The 19,367-nt window shown below is 30.9% G+C and carries 15 protein-coding genes; 11 read left to right on the top strand and 4 right to left on the bottom strand.

Annotation, left to right across the window (positions count from 1 at the left end; genetic code table 4):
* Positions 1 to 311: 311 nt before the first annotated feature.
* The 3 genes from nrdE to nrdF are packed head-to-tail and all read right to left on the bottom strand — an operon-like array spanning position 312 to position 4,045.
* Complete coding sequence (gene nrdE / locus MHJ_RS01175) at positions 312 to 2,474, bottom strand: class 1b ribonucleoside-diphosphate reductase subunit alpha (protein ID WP_044284608.1); 2,163 nt, start codon at positions 2,472 to 2,474, stop codon at positions 312 to 314.
* 55 nt (positions 2,475 to 2,529) lie between these two features.
* Positions 2,530 to 2,982, bottom strand: a complete 453-nt coding sequence (nrdI, locus tag MHJ_RS01180) for a class Ib ribonucleoside-diphosphate reductase assembly flavoprotein NrdI (protein ID WP_011283999.1) — start codon at positions 2,980 to 2,982, stop codon at positions 2,530 to 2,532.
* Between the two features lies 1 nt (position 2,983).
* Positions 2,984 to 4,045 (bottom strand): class 1b ribonucleoside-diphosphate reductase subunit beta, encoded by a 1,062-nt coding sequence (nrdF, locus tag MHJ_RS01185; RefSeq protein WP_014579695.1) that lies wholly within the window; start codon positions 4,043 to 4,045, stop codon positions 2,984 to 2,986.
* A gap of 369 nt (positions 4,046 to 4,414) precedes the next feature.
* Between nrdF and MHJ_RS03755 the strand changes: the two genes are divergently transcribed.
* The gene (locus MHJ_RS03755; protein ID WP_158209054.1) at positions 4,415 to 4,561 is read left to right on the top strand and encodes a hypothetical protein; all 147 of its coding nucleotides are present in this window, start codon (positions 4,415 to 4,417) and stop codon (positions 4,559 to 4,561) included.
* Between the two features lie 140 nt (positions 4,562 to 4,701).
* Here the strand turns inward: MHJ_RS03755 and glyA are convergent, their stop codons facing one another.
* Positions 4,702 to 5,958 carry a serine hydroxymethyltransferase gene (gene glyA, locus MHJ_RS01190; RefSeq protein WP_011284001.1) on the bottom strand — a complete coding sequence of 419 codons (1,257 nt, stop codon included), beginning with the start codon at positions 5,956 to 5,958 and terminating at the stop codon, positions 4,702 to 4,704.
* Between the two features lie 505 nt (positions 5,959 to 6,463).
* Here glyA and MHJ_RS01195 point away from each other — a divergent pair.
* Genes MHJ_RS01195 through MHJ_RS01240 form a run of 10 tightly spaced genes read left to right on the top strand, consistent with a single transcriptional unit; the run spans position 6,464 to position 19,282 of the window.
* Positions 6,464 to 7,933, top strand: coding sequence for an aldehyde dehydrogenase family protein (locus MHJ_RS01195; protein WP_011284002.1), 1,470 nt, complete (start codon positions 6,464 to 6,466; stop codon positions 7,931 to 7,933).
* A complete protein-coding gene (gene iolC / locus MHJ_RS01200) occupies positions 7,933 to 8,949 on the top strand; it encodes a 5-dehydro-2-deoxygluconokinase (RefSeq protein ID WP_011284003.1) in 1,017 nt (338 codons plus the stop codon). The genes MHJ_RS01195 and iolC overlap by 1 nt, the downstream gene beginning before the upstream one ends.
* A complete protein-coding gene (locus MHJ_RS01205; protein ID WP_014579699.1) occupies positions 8,933 to 9,739 on the top strand; it encodes a 5-deoxy-glucuronate isomerase in 807 nt (268 codons plus the stop codon). The genes iolC and MHJ_RS01205 overlap by 17 nt, the downstream gene beginning before the upstream one ends.
* Positions 9,729 to 10,748 (top strand): inositol 2-dehydrogenase, encoded by a 1,020-nt coding sequence (iolG, locus tag MHJ_RS01210; protein ID WP_044284609.1) that lies wholly within the window; start codon positions 9,729 to 9,731, stop codon positions 10,746 to 10,748. Before MHJ_RS01205 ends, iolG begins: the two co-directional genes overlap by 11 nt.
* Complete coding sequence (gene iolD, locus MHJ_RS01215; protein WP_011284006.1) at positions 10,748 to 12,718, top strand: 3D-(3,5/4)-trihydroxycyclohexane-1,2-dione acylhydrolase (decyclizing); 1,971 nt, start codon at positions 10,748 to 10,750, stop codon at positions 12,716 to 12,718. Before iolG ends, iolD begins: the two co-directional genes overlap by 1 nt.
* Positions 12,718 to 13,620 (top strand): myo-inosose-2 dehydratase, encoded by a 903-nt coding sequence (gene iolE, locus MHJ_RS01220; RefSeq protein WP_044284610.1) that lies wholly within the window; start codon positions 12,718 to 12,720, stop codon positions 13,618 to 13,620. The genes iolD and iolE overlap by 1 nt, the downstream gene beginning before the upstream one ends.
* A gap of 11 nt (positions 13,621 to 13,631) precedes the next feature.
* A complete protein-coding gene (locus MHJ_RS01225; RefSeq protein WP_014579703.1) occupies positions 13,632 to 15,161 on the top strand; it encodes a sugar ABC transporter ATP-binding protein in 1,530 nt (509 codons plus the stop codon).
* Between the two features lie 12 nt (positions 15,162 to 15,173).
* Positions 15,174 to 16,988: an ABC transporter permease gene (locus MHJ_RS03835; RefSeq protein ID WP_237697233.1), complete on the top strand. Its 1,815-nt coding sequence runs from the start codon at positions 15,174 to 15,176 to the stop codon at positions 16,986 to 16,988.
* 22 nt (positions 16,989 to 17,010) lie between these two features.
* Positions 17,011 to 18,216, top strand: coding sequence for a D-ribose ABC transporter substrate-binding protein (locus MHJ_RS01235; protein ID WP_011205983.1), 1,206 nt, complete (start codon positions 17,011 to 17,013; stop codon positions 18,214 to 18,216).
* 22 nt (positions 18,217 to 18,238) lie between these two features.
* A complete protein-coding gene (locus MHJ_RS01240; protein ID WP_011284010.1) occupies positions 18,239 to 19,282 on the top strand; it encodes a Gfo/Idh/MocA family oxidoreductase in 1,044 nt (347 codons plus the stop codon).
* The last annotated feature ends 85 nt before the right edge of the window (positions 19,283 to 19,367 follow it).

The following is a 19,367-nucleotide window of genomic DNA, read 5'->3' on the forward strand; positions in this document are numbered from 1 at the left end:
AAAGATTTGAGTTTATTAATTTTTTTTAATAATTTTTAAATCATCAATAAGAAAAATATAATTTTTAAATCAAAAATTTCAGCATCTTGAAATTTGGAAATAATTGAAATAAATAAATATTTCACCTTTTTGAAAATTTTAAGAATTTTAGATTTAAAATATAAAATAAATCAACAACTAAATGATAAAGAAATTTTAATTTATTCGAATGAAAACAAGGAATTTATCTTTAGTACTTTATATAAATTAGTTGTACTTTTAACCTTTATTTAGTAAAAAATACTTTAAATTTAAGTATTTTTTAATTTGTTTTAAATCTGGCAAGATTGACAAGTTTCATAATTTTCTGAATCCTCAAGGACATCTTGACGAATTCTTACATAGTAAATTGACTTACAATTTTTTTTAAAAGCATAAATATAAGCTCGATTTAAGTCTCGAGTAGTCGCCTTGTCGGTCATAAATAAGGTCATCGAGATTGCTTGATCAACATGTTTTTGTGCTTCTGAGACAATGTTTATAATCGGAATTGGACCTAATTCATAAGCTCCGTTTTGATAAAATTTGTATGTTTTAGGACTTAATTTATATGAAGGAACATAAATTCTCCCTAATTTTCCTTCTTTTCTTATCTCAACTGGGGCAACAACGGGCTGAAGCGAAGGCGTGCAGGAACTAAGATAGGAAATTGAGCCTGTAGGAGCAATCGCCATTAGATGTGAGTTGGCAATTCCTGTTTTTTTAATTTTTTCAACAAGATGAATTCAATCTTTTTGAGTCGGAATTTCAACTTGATATTTTGCAAAAAGTTCTTTAATTTTATGTGTTTTTGGTACAAAAGTATTCGGGGAAACTTTTGTATATTTATCAAAATATTCTCCTGATGCAAATTTGGTTTTTTCAAATCCAGAAAAAGGACCATATTTTTTTGCAAGTTTTTCAGAGGCTTTAAAAGCTGAAAAAGCTAAAGTATAGAAAAAAATGTTAGTAAAATCAAGCGCTTCCTCTGAGTCATAAAAAATTTCATTTTTAGCCAAAAACCCGTGTAAATTCATCGCCCCAAGGCCAATTGCATGATTTAAATTATTTCCTTTTTGGATTGAAGGCGCTACTGAGAGATCAGAATTTCGCGAGACAACATCAAGAGCTAACACTGAATAATAAACCATTTCTTCAAAATCAGGGCCTGATTCCATCGCCTTATCAATATTTAGCGATCCTAAATTACAACAAATATCCTTGCCTATTTCTTTAAAACTTAGATCGGGTAAAAATGTGCTTGGAGTTGAAGGCTGTGTGATTTCGCTACATAAATTTGACATCACAACGCGATCAGGATGAGCATTTTCTTTATTGACAATATCTTCAAATAAAATATAAGGATAACCACTTTCAAAATGTAGCTCGGCAATAATTTTAAATAACTTTCTTGCCGAAATAAATGTTTTTTTAATTTCTGGATTTGCTAGCATTTGATAATATTTTTCACTAATAGAAATATCACTAAAAGCTTTTTGATATACTTTTTCAACATCATAGACAGAAAAAAGCGCCATTTTTTCATTATTTTTTGCTAATTCAAAAGTAATATTCGGAATTATTATCCCAAGAGAAAGCGATTTTATCCTGATTTTTTCATCAGCATTTTCCCTTTTGGTATCTAAAAAAGCCAGAATATCCGGATGGTGGACATTTAAATAAACAGCCCCAGCACCTTGACGTTGTCCTAACTGGTTTGCATAAGAAAATGAATCTTCAAGAATTTTCATTACCGGAATTACACCAGTTGCTTGATTTTCAATGTTTTTAATCGGGGCACCTTGTTCGCGCAAATTTGAAAGTAAAACACTAACACCACCGCCACGTTTTGAAAGTTGGAGTGAGGTAGTAATTGCCCTGGAAATTGATTCCATATTATCTTCAACTCGGATTAAATAACAAGAGACAAATTCACCTCTGTTTAATTTTCCGGCATTTAAAAATGTCGGGGTTGCCGGTTGAAATCGACCTAACATAATTTGTTCAAGAATTTTTTCAGCTTTTTGAAAATCTCCTTTTCCTAAAAATAAACTATTTAGTAAAACTCGATCGGGAAAATGTTCAAAATATACTAAATTATCATTAGATTTTAGTCCATAAGTTGAATAAAATTTAAAAGCCCCCATAAAAGAAGAAAAAAAATGATTATAACTTCAAGCTTTTGTATTTAATTTCTCAAGTTCTTGGAATGAATATTGTCCTAAAACTTTCGGATCATAATAATTATTTTGAACTAAAAATTCAATTCTTTCCTTAAAAGAATTGAAAAATTTAAATTTTGGATTAATTTCTTCATTAATATATTTCTCTGCTGCTAATAAATCAAATTTATGTGAATCAGGATGATTTGCAAAAATTTTGCTATTTGCATTTAAGCTAAGATAACTTTTTTCCTGATTTTTATCAAAATTCAGATCCAAACCCACTTTTTTCATTTATTTTCTCCCAATTTAGTTAGCGAACTAACTATTATATTCATTATTTTTTAGCTTATTTTCCTCAAAAATCTTCTAAAATTTGCCGAACCTTTTTTACATCATCATTTGTTCCTAATAATTCAAAACTATATAAAAAAGGAACTTTTAATTTTTGGGAAATAATTGTGCCTGCAAGCGCAAAAGTATCGCCAAAATTAGTGTTTCCAGAAGCGATTACAGCTTTACAAAATCGACGATTTTGTTCATTGTTTAAAAATTTTATTACCTGTTTTGGGACAGCCCCACTTCTTAGACCTTTTCCGCCACTATAAGTTGGACAAAAAAGTACATAATCTTTATCAACTACTAATTCTTGGTCAATCTCAACAGGAATTCTTGCTTTTTCAAAGTTTAATTTTTCGACAAACCGATGGGTATTATTCGAAATTGAGGAAAAATAAACAACAAAAATTTCTCCTCTTAATTTAGATTTGTTTATTATATCATATTTTTCATCATTTGTCATTTTAAAACTCCCAATCTTCATCTTCGGTTTCTTCAGCAAGCGCCATTACATAAGAAGAGCCATTTCCTGAAAAAAAGTCATGATTTTCATCAGCTCGAGCCGATAATTGACTAAAAATTTCAGGTTCAATTTCGGTTTCCTCTTTTGAAAAAGGTGAATCATATCCTAGATTTTGCAAGAATTTCCCGGCATTATAAATGCTAAATTTTATTGCTGATTCAGCAAGTCCAACTTCAGAATATAAATCATAGAGATAATCTTTTTCTAATTCAATTAGTTTATATAATAGATCAAAGGTAAATTTTTTAATTTCGTCTTGTTTTTCCGGGCTTAATTTTTCCACTTTTTTTTGAAATTTATAACCTGAATAATAATTATGAATCACTTTATCGCGTAAAATCAGTCGAATAATATCGGATGTATTTGGCAGTTTTGAACGCGCTGAAAGATAAAAAGGAAGATAAAAACCACCATATAAGAGAAAACCAGGCATTAAAGCAGCAGCAACTTTTGATTTTAAAGGATCTTCACCTACATAAAAAGGTATAAGAATTCTGGCCCTTTTTTGCAATTTTTCGTTATTGATTACCCAGTTATGCGCCTCTTCTATTTCTTCACTTGAGCAAAGGGTAGAAAAAATTGAACCATAAGAACGAGCATGAACCCCAACCATAAAAGCGAAATTTGTATAAATTACCTGTTCATGATCAGTTAAAGAGTGTTTAATTTGGGCTACATCACCGATTGTTGCCTGAATTGTATCAAGTAAAGTAAGTCCGGTAAAAGTGCGAGTAACTACTTTTTTTCAGGTAGGTGATAAAGTTCTTCAGGATTCAAGATCATTTGAAAGCGGAATTTTTTCTGGAATTCAGAAATTTTGCACTATTCGGGTTCAAACTTCAAGATCTTTTGGATCATTTATGATATTTCAGTTGATTGATCGCATTTTTCCTGAAAAATTATTAAGCGCATATTCGAGTGGCGAAACTGATTGATGGTAGTAGTCGTTTTTTATTTTTAATTTATTATTATTACTATTACTATTTAATTTTGAATTAATCATATTTAGCTCTTTTTAGTGTCTTGGGCCTTAATTTTACCAAAAAATCAAAAATATTTTTTTGTATTTTTTGGTAAACGGTAAATTAAAAAATTGATTTTTTACCTAAAAATCCTATGAATTTATAGACTTTTTTAGGTTTAAAATAATAAAATAAAGGATAAATAAAAAGGTTAAAAAAATAATTAATAATATTTTTTATACATTTTAAACGATTTTTTGAAAAAAAATTTAATTTATTCATATATTTTGAAAAAGTTAAAATATATGAATAAAAATAAGTAAAATTCCTTATTTTTTTGGAAATTTTATTAATATTTTATTGCTTTATGTTATAATGAAATCAGATTTAATTAGGCCGGAGGTTTGAAAATGCATAGAACAAGAACGAGGAACATCTTAAATTGAATTAAAGTAAAAATAATCAATTGATGATGAACTTCTGTTATAAAAATTGATGAGTCAGTAGTTCTAATTTTAAAAGTTTTACAGCTTTTCATTCTTGAATTTAGTCATTAAAGTTAGAAATTTTATTCATTTTATATAAAGGTTAATTTTATTAACCTTTTTTTGTTTTTTCAGAATAAGAAATAAAAATAATTTTATATTTATAAACCATAAGTTAAAAAAATAACATAATTTATAGACTTTTTTAACGTTTAAGGTCAGTAACTTTTTTTAATCGGGAAATTTTTAGTTAAAATTTTAACTTTTTTCTTAATTTCTTTAATTTCAAGCGCATTTAGCTCTTTTTTTCTCAGAACAAAATCAATTATTTCTGCCATTTGACTAAATTCCTGTTCCTTAAAGCCCCGCGAAGTCATCGCCGGGGTTCCCAAACGTAATCCCGAAGTTACAAATGGACTTAAAGTATCATTTGGAATTGTGTTTTTATTGGTGATAATATTAACAGATTCAAGTAAAATTTGCGCCTGTTTGCCATTTAGATTATAAGAACTAAGAACGTCGATGGTAAAAAGGTGATTTTCGGTACCCTGAGATACAATTCTTATTCCTTTTTTTATAAATTCACTAGCAAAATGCGATGCATTTTTAACAATTTGGGCACAATATTCTTTAAATCAAGGTTCTAAAGCTTCTTTAAAAGCAACAGCTTTCGCCGCAATTGTATGAAAAAAAGGCCCGCCTTGAATTCCCGGAAAGACAACTTTATCAATTTTTGCAGCAATTTCTTTACTGTTAGTTAAAATCAGGCCGCCTCTTGGTCCTCTCAAAGTTTTCTGGGTTGTTGAGGTTATTATATGGGCATATCCAACCGGCGAAGGATGTTGGCCTGCAGCAATAAGCCCGGCAATATGAGCAATATCAGCAAGTAAAAACGCATTTACTTTATCAGCGATTTGTCGAAAGCGAGCAAAATCAATTTTTCTTGAATATGCTGAATAACCACAAATAATTAAATTCGGCTTTGTTTTTAAGGCTATTTTTTCGATTGCGTCATAATCAAGAAGTTCATTTTCATCTAAAAAATAACTAATTCCTGAATAAAACATTCCTGAAAAATTGATTTTATATCCATGACTTAAATGCCCACCAGCATTTAAGTCAAGTCCAAGAATTTTATCCCCGGGCTTTAAAAGTGCTGCAAAAACAGCGGCGTTTGCACTTGATCCAGAATAAGGTTGAACATTTGCATACTCAATCTTAAAAAGTTTTTTTACTCTTTCAATTGCGATTTTTTCAATTTGATCGATAAAAGTACAGCCACCATAATACCTTTTCCCCGGATAACCTTCACCATATTTGTTACTAGGACTTGTTCCATTTGCCAAAATTACGTCTTCTGAGGCATAATTTTCACTTGCAATTAACTCGATTTGGCTATTCTGTCTTTTAGATTCTAAATTAATCAGCTCAGAAATTTGTTGGTCTCTAAGTTTGATTTTCTTATACATTGGAATTTTATACATTATACACTAAAAAACCAAAAAAAAATAATTTTTTTAATTTTTTTATAAAAAGCCTTTAAAACACGTTACTTTTTTGTTTGAAAACAAAAAAGCTAACAACGGTATCGGTGTATTGAAAAAATTCTTTTTTAGGTTTTTTAGTTCAAGTTTTAAGAATTATTAAAAAATTGATTTAAAAAGAAAAAAAACAAAAATTGTTGAATAAAAACCAAAATTTTTGAAATTTTGCCGAAAATCAGGTTAGTAAATTTTTGGTTTAAAAATTTTTGAAAGCAAATTTGAGAAAAAAACAAGAAAAACAAGAAAACCAAGAAAAATCAAAAAAAGAAGAAAAAAAACTAGATAATACAAAAAAATTAATAAAAAATAAAAAAAATTATTTTTTATGTTAAAATTATAATCGTAGGGTTAAAAATTGATAATTTTTAATAACCCACACAATAAAACTTAAAAAAAACATATCATATTTATATTTTTGTAAAGGAGATAAATGAATTTTAAAAGAAATTACATTCAATCTTTTTATGCCAATGAATTTCATTCAGAAGAAAATCCAAAAACTTTGGATATATTTTCCCCACATGATGGTTCTGTACTGGCTAAATTAGAGATCACTTCAACTTCAACTTTAGACAAAATTGTAGCTCAGGCAAAAACAGCCCAAGAAAAATGGGCATCTTTAACTTTTAAGAAAAGATCAGAAGTTATTTATAAATATCGCGAATTAGTAATTCGCTATAAGCAGGAATTAGCCCATTTAATTCATATTGATAATGGAAAAACTTTAAAAGAAGCAGTTGCAGAGGTTGAAAAAGTAGTTGAACTAACCGAATTTGCCTGCTCAATTCCTCAATTAGTCAGCGGTGAAACCCAAATGGTTAGCCGGGGAATTATTGCCCGCGAAGAAAGACGTCCTGTGGGAGTTTTTGGAATTATTGCTCCATTTAACTTTCCATTAATGGTGCCAAATTGATCAATTCCAAATGCAATTGCTTTGGGAAATGCTGTGATTTTAAAAGGCTCTGAACTTTGTGGGCTATCAGCAAGTTTTATGGCTGATCTTTGAAAACAAGCCGGCCTACCAAGTGGAATTTTTAATTTAGTAAATGGCCAATCTGAAATTGCCAATGCAATGATCAATCATCCTGAAATTGATGGAATTACTTTTGTAGGATCAACAGAGATCGCAAAATTAGTTCATAAAAATGCATCTAATTTAAACAAAAGAGTACTTGCTCTTGGAGGAGCTAAAAATCATATTTTTGTACTTAAAGATGCCCCAATTGAAACTGCATCTTCAGAAGTTTTAGCCGCTGCTCTTGGAATGGCTGGCCAAAGATGTATGGCAGCATCGGTTGCTTTAGTAGTTGGTCAAAATGAAGAATTTATTCAAGCCCTAATTGAAAAAGCACGTAAATTTAAGTTAGATTTTGATCTTCCCCCTCTTGTTTCTAAGGCTTCTGTTGATAAATTAGTTACTTATCTAAACTGGGCAAAAGAACAAGGAGCAAAAATTTTAGTAAATGGAATAACAGATTTTCTAATCCCTGAAAACAAAAAAGAAGGATTCTGGTTTGGCCCAACAATTATTGACTGATCAGAGATTCCTGAAAAAATGGGTTCTCAAGAAGTTTTTGGTCCGATCTTAGAAATAATTAGAACAAAAAATCTTTCTGAGGCAATTAAAATTCAACAAAAATCACCTTATGGAAATGCCGCTTCGGTCTATACCCAGTCAGGTCGAGCCGCTGAAGAAATTATTGCTAAAGTTAAGCCGGGAATGTTAGGTGTAAATATTGGTGTTCCAGTACCCCGTGAGCCATTTAGTTTTGGTGGGACAAGATCTTCAAAATTTGGTTATGGTGATATTACTGGCAAATCCAGTATTAATTTCTGAACTAATTTGATTAAAGTTACTACAAAATGAAACCCGGAAGACAAACAGGATTGAATGTCATAATGAAAAAAGAATTTGACTTTATTCTAATAGGGAGAATTACTATCGATTTTAACCCAACAGACTATTATAATAATCTTGAAAATTCAAGTTTATTTAAAAAATACATCGGTGGATCGGCAGCTAATATTGCAATTGGGCTTAGTCGTCTAAAAAATAAAGTTGGTTTTTTTGGATCAGTTAGTGATGATCAATTTGGAAATTTTGTTCTTAATGTTTTTGAAAACGAAAAAATTGATATATCTCGAATTAAAAAAACAAAAGATCATAAATTAGGTCTAACTTTTACCGAGATGCTCTCAGAAGAAAAAAGCACAATTTTGATGTATAGGGATAATGTTGCTGATCTCCAAATTGATGTATCAGATATTGATCTTGACTATATTTTAAGGACAAAAATTTTAGTAATTTCTGGGACTTCGCTTGCAAAATCACCTTCGCGAGAAGCAGTACTAAAAGCACTATTTTTAGCAAAAAACAACGGTATTAAAGTGGTTTTTGATATTGACTACCGTCCTTATTCCTGAAAAAATTTAGATGAAGTTAGTCTTTATTATCAAATAGTTGCCCAAAATTCTGATTTAATTATTGGTTCTTATGAGGAAATTCAATTAACATCAAGATTTTGCCTTGAAAATCCGGAAAATTTAATTGATGATGACTATGCAAAATATTGACTAAAATTTGTTGATCTTATTATTATCAAAAACGGGAAAAAAGGTTCAAAACTTTATCAAAAAGATAAAAAACTTGTTGCTAAAATCGTTCCGGTTAAAATGTTAAAAGGTTATGGCGGCGGCGATGCTTATGCTTCTTTATTCCTTGATCATTATCTAAAAAATGAATCTGATCTTGAAAATGGGCTTGCACTTGCAACTTCAGCAGCTTCAATTATGGTGCAGTCACATTCATCCTTTGATCTCCCAGATTATCAAAAAATACTTGAATTTAAAGACAATGCGCTAAAATCCGATCCGGATTTGGTTCAAAAAAAGGAGTGAAATGCATTTAAAAAATAGAAATTTAGGTCCGGGTTTTCACCGCTTAGTTGATCGGAAAAAACAAGAAAAAGCTAGTTTTATGAACATCGACCTTGATCTTTGAAATGCATTAATAAATGAAGAATTAGACTATCAAGTTGGGCCACAAGATGAATGTGCGATTTTATTAATCAATGGAGAAGCCGATTTTTATCTAGATTCAGAAAAAATTAGTATGGCAAGAAGTAATATTTTTGAACAAAGAGGTAAACTTTTACTATTAAAAGCAGGCCAAAAAATTCAAATTTTTACTAAAAAACCAAGTAAATTCCTTTTTATTATAACAGAAAATTCTAAATTAGATCAAAATTATTTCTATGATGAATCAAATTCAAGGGAAGAATTTTTTGGTTCTAATCAATGAGAGCAAGTTGCTAGAAGAAAAGTAAGAACTTTTTTTGACTATTATTCAAATCCAAAATCGAATTTAGTAGTAGGCGAGGTGGTTACTTATCAAGGAAAATGGTCATCTTATTTGCCACATTATCATCCACAGCCAGAAATGTATTTTTTCCAGTTTGAAAGAGATTCAGCTTTTGGCCTTTCAGTTAATGGTGATCAAGCCTATATTGTCAAAAATGATGATGTAAACGCTATCCAAGCTGGCCTAGTTCATCCAGTTTCGGCCGCTCCTGGTTATCCACTTTATTATTGTTGAATTATTCGCCATTTAGAAAATAATCCTTGAACTGATCGGATCGAAGCTCAAGAACATCTCTGACTAAATCAAGAAAATCCAAATTATTGAAAGGAAAAAGATGAAATTTAAAGTCGGAATCATCGGCGGAGGAAGAATTGGCTATGTCCATACTCACGCAATTAATAAATTTGTTGATCAGGCTAAAGTAATTGCAATCGCTGATGCTTATTTAGACAGCCAAAATCAGGAAAAATTTAGGAAATTAGGAGTAAAAAGTTTTTATAGTGACTATAATCAATTACTTTTAGATCCAGAAATTGATATTATTTATATTTGTAGTCCAACTGATACGCACTATCTTTATTCAATTCAAGCACTCAAAGCTAATAAACACGTTTTTTGTGAAAAACCAGTGGCTTTTGATCTTGAAAAAATTCTTGAAGTTAAAAAAGTTGTAAAAGAAACGAAAAAATATTTCACCGTTGGACATAATCGAAGATTTGATCATAATTTTTTAGCACTAAAAGATCAAATTGAAAAAAATACAATCGGTGAAATTATCCAGTTAAGAATTACTTCCCGCGATCCAGGACTTCCTCCATATGAATATATCAAAAAATCCGGTGGAATTTTTCTTGATATGATGATTCATGACTTTGACATGGCACTTTTTCTAACTAATAATAAGGTAGTTGAATCTGTCTATGCAACAGGTTCAGCTTTAATTGATAAAAAAATTAGCGAATTAGATGATATTGATACCGCCGTTGTTGTTCTAAATTTCAAAGACGGTTCAATGGCAACAATCGAAAACTGTCGTCAGACAAGTTATGGATATGACCAAAGAGTTGAAATCCACGGAACAAAAGCGAGTATCAAAATTGAAAATGATACAAATTCAACCTTGAGAATTTCTTCAGATCAGGGAATAATTAAGGAAAAACCGCTTTATTTTTTCCTTGAAAGATATCAGAATGCCTACATTCAAGAAAATAAAGACTTTTTTGAGGCAATTTCTTCTAATAAGGAGCCAAAAGTAACAATTGATGATGGTTATAAAGCGGTTTTACTTGCAAAAGCTGCAAAAATATCTCTAAAAGAAAAACGATTAGTGAAAATAAGTGAGTTAGAGGAATAATGGCAAAGACAATTCGACTAACAACCGCACAGGCAATTATTAAATTTATTGATAATGTTTATCTAAAAATTGATGCAAAAACAACCAAATTTGTCTATGGAATAGCTACTATTTTCGGTCATGGAAACGTTTTAGGATTAGGCGAAGCGCTTGCAAATATTGACCATAGTCTAAAATTAATTCAGGGCAAAAATGAACAAGGAATGGCTCATCTTGCCCTTGGTTTTACAAAGCAAAAACATCGCAGACAAATTATTGCTTGTACCTCCTCAGTTGGTCCAGGCGCTGCAAATATGTTAACAGCAGCCGGAACTGCAACTGCTAATAATCTTCCATTATTACTTTTTCCAGGCGATACTTTTGCCTCAAGAAGACCCGATCCTGTGCTTCAACAGATCGAACAAATCCATGATTTAAATATCACTACAAATGATGCTTTTAAACCTTTTTCGAAATTCTGAGATCGAATTAATCGTCCTGAACAAATTATTAATTCGCTAATTCATGCTTTTGATATTCTCACTGATCCTGCAAATACCGGAACAGTAACAATTTGCCTTCCACAAGATGTTCAAGCCGAAGTCTATGATTTCCCTGAATGATTTTTTGAGAAAAGAGTCTATGAAATCAAAAGGATAAAAGCTGATCGCAAAGATATAGAAAAATTAGTTGATCTAATCAAAAATGCCCAGCAACCTTTGGTGATCATCGGTGGCGGTATTCGTTATTCCCAGGCAAGTAGTCAACTTCTTGAATTTCTAAGAAAAACAAAAATTCCTTTTAGTTTGACCCAGGCCGGAAAAAGTTCAATTCCTTCATCTTTAAAGCAAAATTTAGGCGGAATTGGTGTAACAGGAACTCTTATTGCTAATTTATATGCTAAAAAAGCCGATTTAATCATTGGTCTAGGAACAAAATATTCTGATTTTACTACCGGCTCAAAAACCCAATTTGCTAAAGAAGCCAAATTTGTTAATATTAATATTAAATCTTTTGATGCCCGGAAAATGAATGGACTAGCAATTATTGCCGACCTTAAAGTTGCCCTTGAAAGTCTAAATTACTTACTTAGAAATACACAAGAATTTGGATATATTAAAAAGATCAAAGAAAATAAAGAACTTTTAAAGGCAAAAACCCAATGAGAAGACTATCTTAAAAAGATCTATGAACTTGAAAAACCACTTGAAAACAAAGCGCTTGTCCTTGATAAAAATCAAAACTCACCTGAAAAATTCGCCTTAGCAATTAAGGAGCATTACCAAAAAGATATTCATATTTTTAGCCAAAGTCGCGCTTTGTATCTAATCAGGAAATATATTGATCCTAAAGCTTCAATTACCGCTGCAGCGGGTTCACTTCCTGGGGATCTCCAAAGACTTTGAGAGACAGATGAATTTGGATCTTATAATGTTGAATATGGCTATTCTTGCATGGGACACGAGATTCAAGCAGCAATTGGTTCATCAATTGCCCTTGGTTTTAAACCAACTTATGCCCTTGTTGGCGATGGATCTTTTCTGATGCTTCATAGCGAAATGCTTACGGCAATTCAGGAGCAAATTCCAGTTGTGATTATCCTCTTTGATAATTCCGGTTTTGGATGTATTAATAATTTGCAAGTTGGATCAAATATTAGATCTTTTGAGACTGAATTTTATACAAGATCACAGAAAAATCTAAATGAATATGGTTCTCTAGTGATTACCGAATTTGCCACAATTGCAAAAGGTTATGGATTTAGATCTGTTTTTGCCAGGTCAGAACAGGAATTTATTATGGCCCTAAAACAGTCAAAAAGAACGAAAAAACCAATGTTAATTGAGATCAAAGTTTATCCTAAATCAATGACTCCTGGCTTTGAATCTTTCTGACAAACCGGCCTTTCACTTGTATCTAAAAATAAAGAAATTGAAGAACTTGCCAAAGAAAATGAAAAAATCCTTAAGGAGAATAACAATTTTAACTAATGAATAAAATCTGAAAACTAAAAAATGTTAAAGTCGGTGTCGCTCCAATTTTATGAACAAATGATGATATGCCTGAATTAGGAGGTGATATTTCTTTTGATCAGGCAATTTCAGAGATGGCAGAAGCCGGTTATCAGGGCACCGAAATTGGCAATAAATTCCCAAAAGATGAAAAAATTTTACTCAGGGAACTAAAAAAATATAATCTTGAAATCGCTTCTGCTTGATTTAGTGGATATATTATATCAGATTTTGAGAAAAATTTTCAAGATTTTCAAAAACATTGCTTATTTTTAAAGGCCTTAGGAGCGAAAGTTGTTGTTTTTAGCGAGCAAACTTATTCAATTCAAGGTCAAAATAAACCACTTTTTAAAGATAAACCTTATTTTACAAATCAAGAATTTGAAAATCTTGCCCAGGGTCTTAATAAATTTGGTAAATGATCAAAACAGCACGGAATTGAGCTAGTTTATCACCATCATATGGGAACAGGAATTCAGTCTCTTAAAGAAACAGAAAAAATTCTTGAACTAACTGACCCTGAATTTGTCAGTCTGATTTTTGATACTGGTCATTTTGCTCATGCTGGCGAAGATATTGTTTTTTGTCTTAAAAGATTAATCTCCCGAATAAGACATATTCATCTAAAAGATATAAGAAAAGAAAAAATTAATGAACTAAAAACGAAAAATTTAAGTTTTCTTGAAGGAGTAAAACAAGGAATTTTCACTGTTCCAGGCGATGGTGATATTAAAAATTATCCTTTATTTTTCGAGCTTTTAGCCAAAAATAACTATCAAGGCTGGCTAATTGTTGAAGCCGAACAAGACCCGCGAAAAGCAAATCCACTTGAATATGCCAAAAAAGCAATGGATTATCTAAGATCACTAATTTCATGATAGGGAGGTAAATATTGAATTCTATCCAAAAACATCCATTATTTTTTAAACTTGAGAAAATCAATTTAAGTTTTGGCCCTGTTAAAGTTCTAAAAAATATGAATTTAGAACTTTATAAAGGCGCAGCAGTCGCCCTAATTGGCGAAAATGGGGCGGGAAAATCAAGTCTGATGAAAGTTTTAAGTGGGGTTTATCAACCTGATTCAGGGAAAATGAACTTTTGTAGTGATAATATTTGCAATCAAAAAGTTGAATTTTCCGGGGTAATTAATTCCCAAAAACAAGGAATTGCCATTATTCACCAAGAGCAAAATTTAGTTGAAAGCCTAAGTGTTTCCCAGAACATTTTCCTGGGACGGGAATTTCGGAATTCCTTTGGACTTTTAGATTATAAAAAACAAGATGAAGAAGCAAAAAAACTTTTAGATACTTTAGGGGCTGAATTTAGTCCAAAAGCACTTGTTTCTTCGCTTTCGATCTCACAAAAGCAATTTATCGAAATCGCCAAAGCTTTATCCCAAAAACCGGAAATTATCATTTTTGATGAACCGACTTCGGTTCTAACCGAAAAAGATACCCAAAAACTTTATCTGCTTGTTGAAAAACTTAAAAAACAAGGAATTGCAATCGTCTGAATTACCCATAGAATGGAAGAAATTAAGAAAACTTGTGAATTTATCACTGTGATTCGAAACGGAATGTATATTGAAAGTAAGCCAATAAATGAATTTAAAAACGAAGATGAGATTATTTCTTTAATGGTCGGTTTTGATATCGAGCAGCGCTATCCCGAAAAAACGCCGGTTAGAAGTAAAAAACCATCGTTTTTAGTTAGAAATTTATCAAATGATAAAGTTTCTAATATCAGTTTTGAAATCAAACCAGGTGAAATTTTAGTTTTTTATGGCCTTGTAAGTTCAGGTCGAACTGAATTAGCTAGAACTTTAATTGGCGATATGCCTTATTTAAATGGTCATATTGAACTAAATGGTCAAGAATTTCGCCCAAAAAATATTAAGGACAGTCTTGATCATGGAATTTATTATCTTTCTGAAAATAGGAAACAAATTGGTCTAAATGTTAATTTACCAATTAATTTTAATATCACAATTTCTTCTCTTGGCTCAAATCAGATTTTTTCTTTCCTTCCTTTTGTCTCAAAAGCAAAAATAACTAAAACTACAAATCATTATATTAAACAATTAAAGATCAAAACAACTTCACAAGATACGCCATTAACTTCTTTATCAGGTGGAAATCAACAAAAAGTTTCACTTGCAAAAGGGCTTGCAACCCAACCGCAAGTTTTCATCCTCGATGAACCAACTCGCGGAGTCGATGTTGGCGCAAGAAAGGAAATTTATAATTTAATTCACCAATTAAAACAAGAAAATAAAACAATTATGATAATTTCTTCGGATATGCAAGAGGTTATCGGAATCGCTGATCGGGTAATTACAATGTATGAAGGCAGAATTACAAGTGAATTAGTTGGCCCGCAAATTACCGATCAAAATATAATGAAATATTCACTTAATTTATAGAAAGGAAATTAGATGGTAAAAGTCTGTAGCAAATTGAAAAAAGAACATCATTTTGAGTTTGTCGATTCACTTGATTTTTTCTCCCGGGAAGCAAAAATTGCCGAGATAAGAAGCTATTATAAAAAAAGAATCGAATTTAACCAAGAAAAATTAGATACAGCAATTTATGCTTGACATGATGATTTTTTTAACCTTAAAGTCTCAACTGATGATCGAAAGGATTTTATTGAAAAAAAAGCCCAAAAACAAATTAGACTTGCTCAAAAAGCCTTAGAAAATCTTGAGAATCAATATCTAAATTTAGCTCTCGATCAAGCAAGTTTTGAATCCCAAAAAATTCATCTACAAAAGCAGATTGATCAACAAATTAAAGAAATTAAAACTAAGGCCGAAGCTAAAAAACGTAAAGCGGATGAATTTTTAGAAAAACAGCGAGTTAAATACGAAAAAGAGATCGCTAAAAAAGAAGCTCTCCATAAAAATTTTATGGATTATATTCATCAAGATTCCAAGAATCAAATCAATAAAATAAGCAAACAATTTCAGCAAATTGGTGAAACCGATCCAAGTTTTTTTAGCTCAAGACAAGAAAAACTTGCCCAAGATCTAAGAGTTCTTAATCGTCATACAAAAGCAAAATTAGAAACTTTAGAAACTGATTTTTCTCTACGAAAAATTGGAAAAAATACTTTTTTAGATCAGAAGAAAAATATTGAATTATCCTATCTAAAAGAAGTAAAAATGCTGCAAAAACAAGCACAAATGGTTCATCCAAAAATGAGAATGGCTACAAAAATCTGAAACTTTTTAAAATTCAGAGAACAAGATCGGTTCATTAACAATGTTGAAAGAGCCAAAAAATCCTTAAATAATACAAAATTATTAATTTTGTTTTTAATTATCGCCTTTATTACCGGAGCTTTAAATGTTAATTTTTTTAGTTCTTATAACTGATTTGTTGCGATTTTAAAAAATAATATTTTTATTGGATTTATCGCCTTAGGTCAAACTTTAGTGATTCTAACTGGTGGAATTGATCTTTCAGTTGGGTCTCTAATTGGTTTTGGCGCCACGATTTACCTGCTTTTAACAGTTAAATTAGGACTTCATTTTGTTGCTGTCTTATTTATTTTGATCATTATTTTAGCTGCAATAGGAATTTTAAATGGAATTTTGATCTCAAAATTTAAAATTCCACCTTTTATTGTCACTCTTGCCGGACTTTTATCACTTCGAGGGGCAATTGCGATTTTATTAAAAGGGACACCGATCACTAATGCTCAAGATCCAATTTTTAACTTTTTTAACTATAATTTAGGCTCTAATTTCTCGGTTTTGGTTCTTGTATTTATTATCACCGTTGCAGTTTTAATCTTTTTTATTAAGTTTTCAAAATTTGGAAGATATGTCTATGCTGTTGGTGATAATCCAGTTGCAGCTACATTTTCAGGGATTAAAAATAATAAAATTTTAATTTTAGTTTATATGTTTTCCGGAATCTTTGCGATTTTAGGTGCCCTTTCAATCTCATCTGGGACAACTTCGGTATCTCCTAATACCGGTTATGGTTTTGAACTTGATACTGTAACCGCCGTTGTTTTAGGGGGAACAGCTCTTACTGGTGGAAAAGGAGGGGTTGGAAAAACGATTATTGGATGGTTTGCAATGGCTTTATTATTAAATACCTTCTCATTTTTCCAATTAGACTCTAACTTCCAGTTAGTCGCAAAAGGAATTATTATTGTCCTTGCAATTCTTTTTGATCAAAAATATCATATCAATGAAAGATTATCCAAACTTTATTACAAAGTTTTAGTAAAAATTTAGAAAGGAAAAATTTAAAACTTTTATGTCCAAATTATTTATTAGAACATTATATTGAGTACTTGGGCTTATCGCTGCGATTGCAATTTATTTTGGAACCGCTTTTGGGATAGCTTCAAGGTCGAATACAACTGCCAAAGTTGCCCCAGTTGCTGTTGTTTTTTCAACAAGAAATAATCCTTTTTTCCAAAATGTTGAAAAAGGGATTGAAACAGCAGCAAAAGAATTAGGAGTTGACTATGAAGTCTATGACTCTGAAAATGACTCGGATAAAGAAGCAAGAAATATTTCAAATATTATTGCAAAACAACAAAAAGTTGTAATTTTTAACGATGTTAATGAAGATTCAGGAATCTCAGCTGTTAAAAAATTAAATCAAGCTGGAATTCCGGTAATTGCCACTGATCATTTACTAAATTCGCCAAAAGCCTTAGAAGCAAAAATTAAAGTTGAAGCCAATATTGCTTCTGATAATAAACAAGCAGGAGTAATTCTTGCCCAGTTTATGGCCCAAAAAATTGGACTTCCTCAAGATTCACTTACTTATTCAGTCTATGGAATTCCCGGAACTGAATCAGGTGAATCCCGGGCACAAGGGTTTATTGAAACAGTTAAAAATCTAAATAATCAAGCAATAAAATACAACCTTTTTTCCTATGGAAAATATGGAAAAGAAAATGCAAATGGAAAAACTTACATCGGAAGACAAGCTGATGATAATCGCGATCTAGCAAATCAAAGAGTTGCAAATGATGCAACGCAAGTATTCCAAGATGCTCAAAAAAGGCCACTTTTGGTTTTTGGGACTAATGATGAAGCTGCCTTAGGTTCAATTTCTGCCCTTGAAAGTGCCCAGATTCCATTAGGAGGTGGAGATAAATTCCTTCCAGGTTCAGGAAAAGTTTATATTACCGGAGTTGATTATACAAATGATGCTCAAAAAGCGGTATTAAATAATAAATTATCAGCAACTGTTGAACAAGATACTGATCTTTTAGGAAGACTTTCTTTAATAATTGCAGAAAAAATTCTTAAAGATCAATGAAAAACAAGTAAATATTCTGATTTTTATTCACAATTTCCTCAGCTTGATAAAGATAAAAATCCTGATGATCAAGTTGAGCAAGGATATTATTTTAAAGTAGGAACAAAACTTTTCTGGAAAGGACCAGATGGAAAAGGCGAAAAACTTCAAGCCGATGAAAATGGGATACTCCAAAAGGTAAATTAATCTATAAAAACAAGGATAATTTATGAAAAAAGCAAAAATTAAAGTCGGTGTTTTAGGACTAGGACGAATGGGTCTAAGCCATGCTGAAAACCTTTTAGATAAAATCCAAAATGCTGAATTAATCGCACTTTGTTCCCTTGATGAGACAGCAAAAAATTATGCTAAATTATGAAATATTCCTTTTTGGTATAATTCTTATGAAAAAATGCTTGAAAATCAAGAAATTGATGCTGTTATTATTGTAAGTCCTACCCCTTATCATCCCCAGAATATTCTTGATGCCCTTAGAGCAAAAAAACATGTTTTTTGCGAAAAACCATTAGGAACAAATCTTGAAGAAATTTATAATTTAGTAAAATTAGCAAAAAACTATCAAAATCAAGTAATTCAAATCGGCTTTATGCGTCGTTATGATAAAGATTTTCACTATGCAAAACAATTAGTAGACCAAAATCAGATCGGTAAAGTTTTTTATGTAAGAACTCTTTCCCAAGATCCAGAAAAAGATATTAAAAATATGTTTTATTTTGGACCAACCTCTGGTGGTCAATTTATTGATGTAGGCGCTCATGATCTTGATTTGATGATTTGGTATTTAAATTCTTATCCAAAACGAGTTTGATCACTTGGTGATGCTTATAAATATCAAGAATTTCGCACTTGAAATGATGGCGATGTGGTTGCGGCCATGTTTGAATTTCATAATGGATCAATTGGAATAATGACAGCAAGCCGGATTGGCCCTCAAGGTTATCAAGCCCAAGCGGAACTAATTGGAACAACTGGCCATCTAAATATTGGCCTAATTGATGCAAAAAATAACGTAATTAGTCTAAATTCTGCTGGCGCAGTTCATAATTACCACCGGAATTTTAACTCCCGTTTTAAGGATGCTTATATTGCTGAACTAAATGATTTTGTCAATAAAATCATTGAAAAAAATTATGATAAAACGCAACTAGATGAGGCATTAGTAAATATAATTGCACTTAAAAAAGCACAAGAATCATTTCAAGATAAGCAAATTAAGGAAATAAATTATCCAGACTGGCTTGAAATTAAATAATTAAAAAAATAAAAATAACAAAAAATTAGAAGTTAAATACTTCTAATTTTTTTTATATTTTATCCAAATTTTTTCTTTAATTTTA

The organism is Mesomycoplasma hyopneumoniae J (genome assembly GCF_000008205.1).
Lineage (GTDB): Bacteria > Bacillota_I > Bacilli_A > Mycoplasmatales > Metamycoplasmataceae > Mesomycoplasma > Mesomycoplasma hyopneumoniae.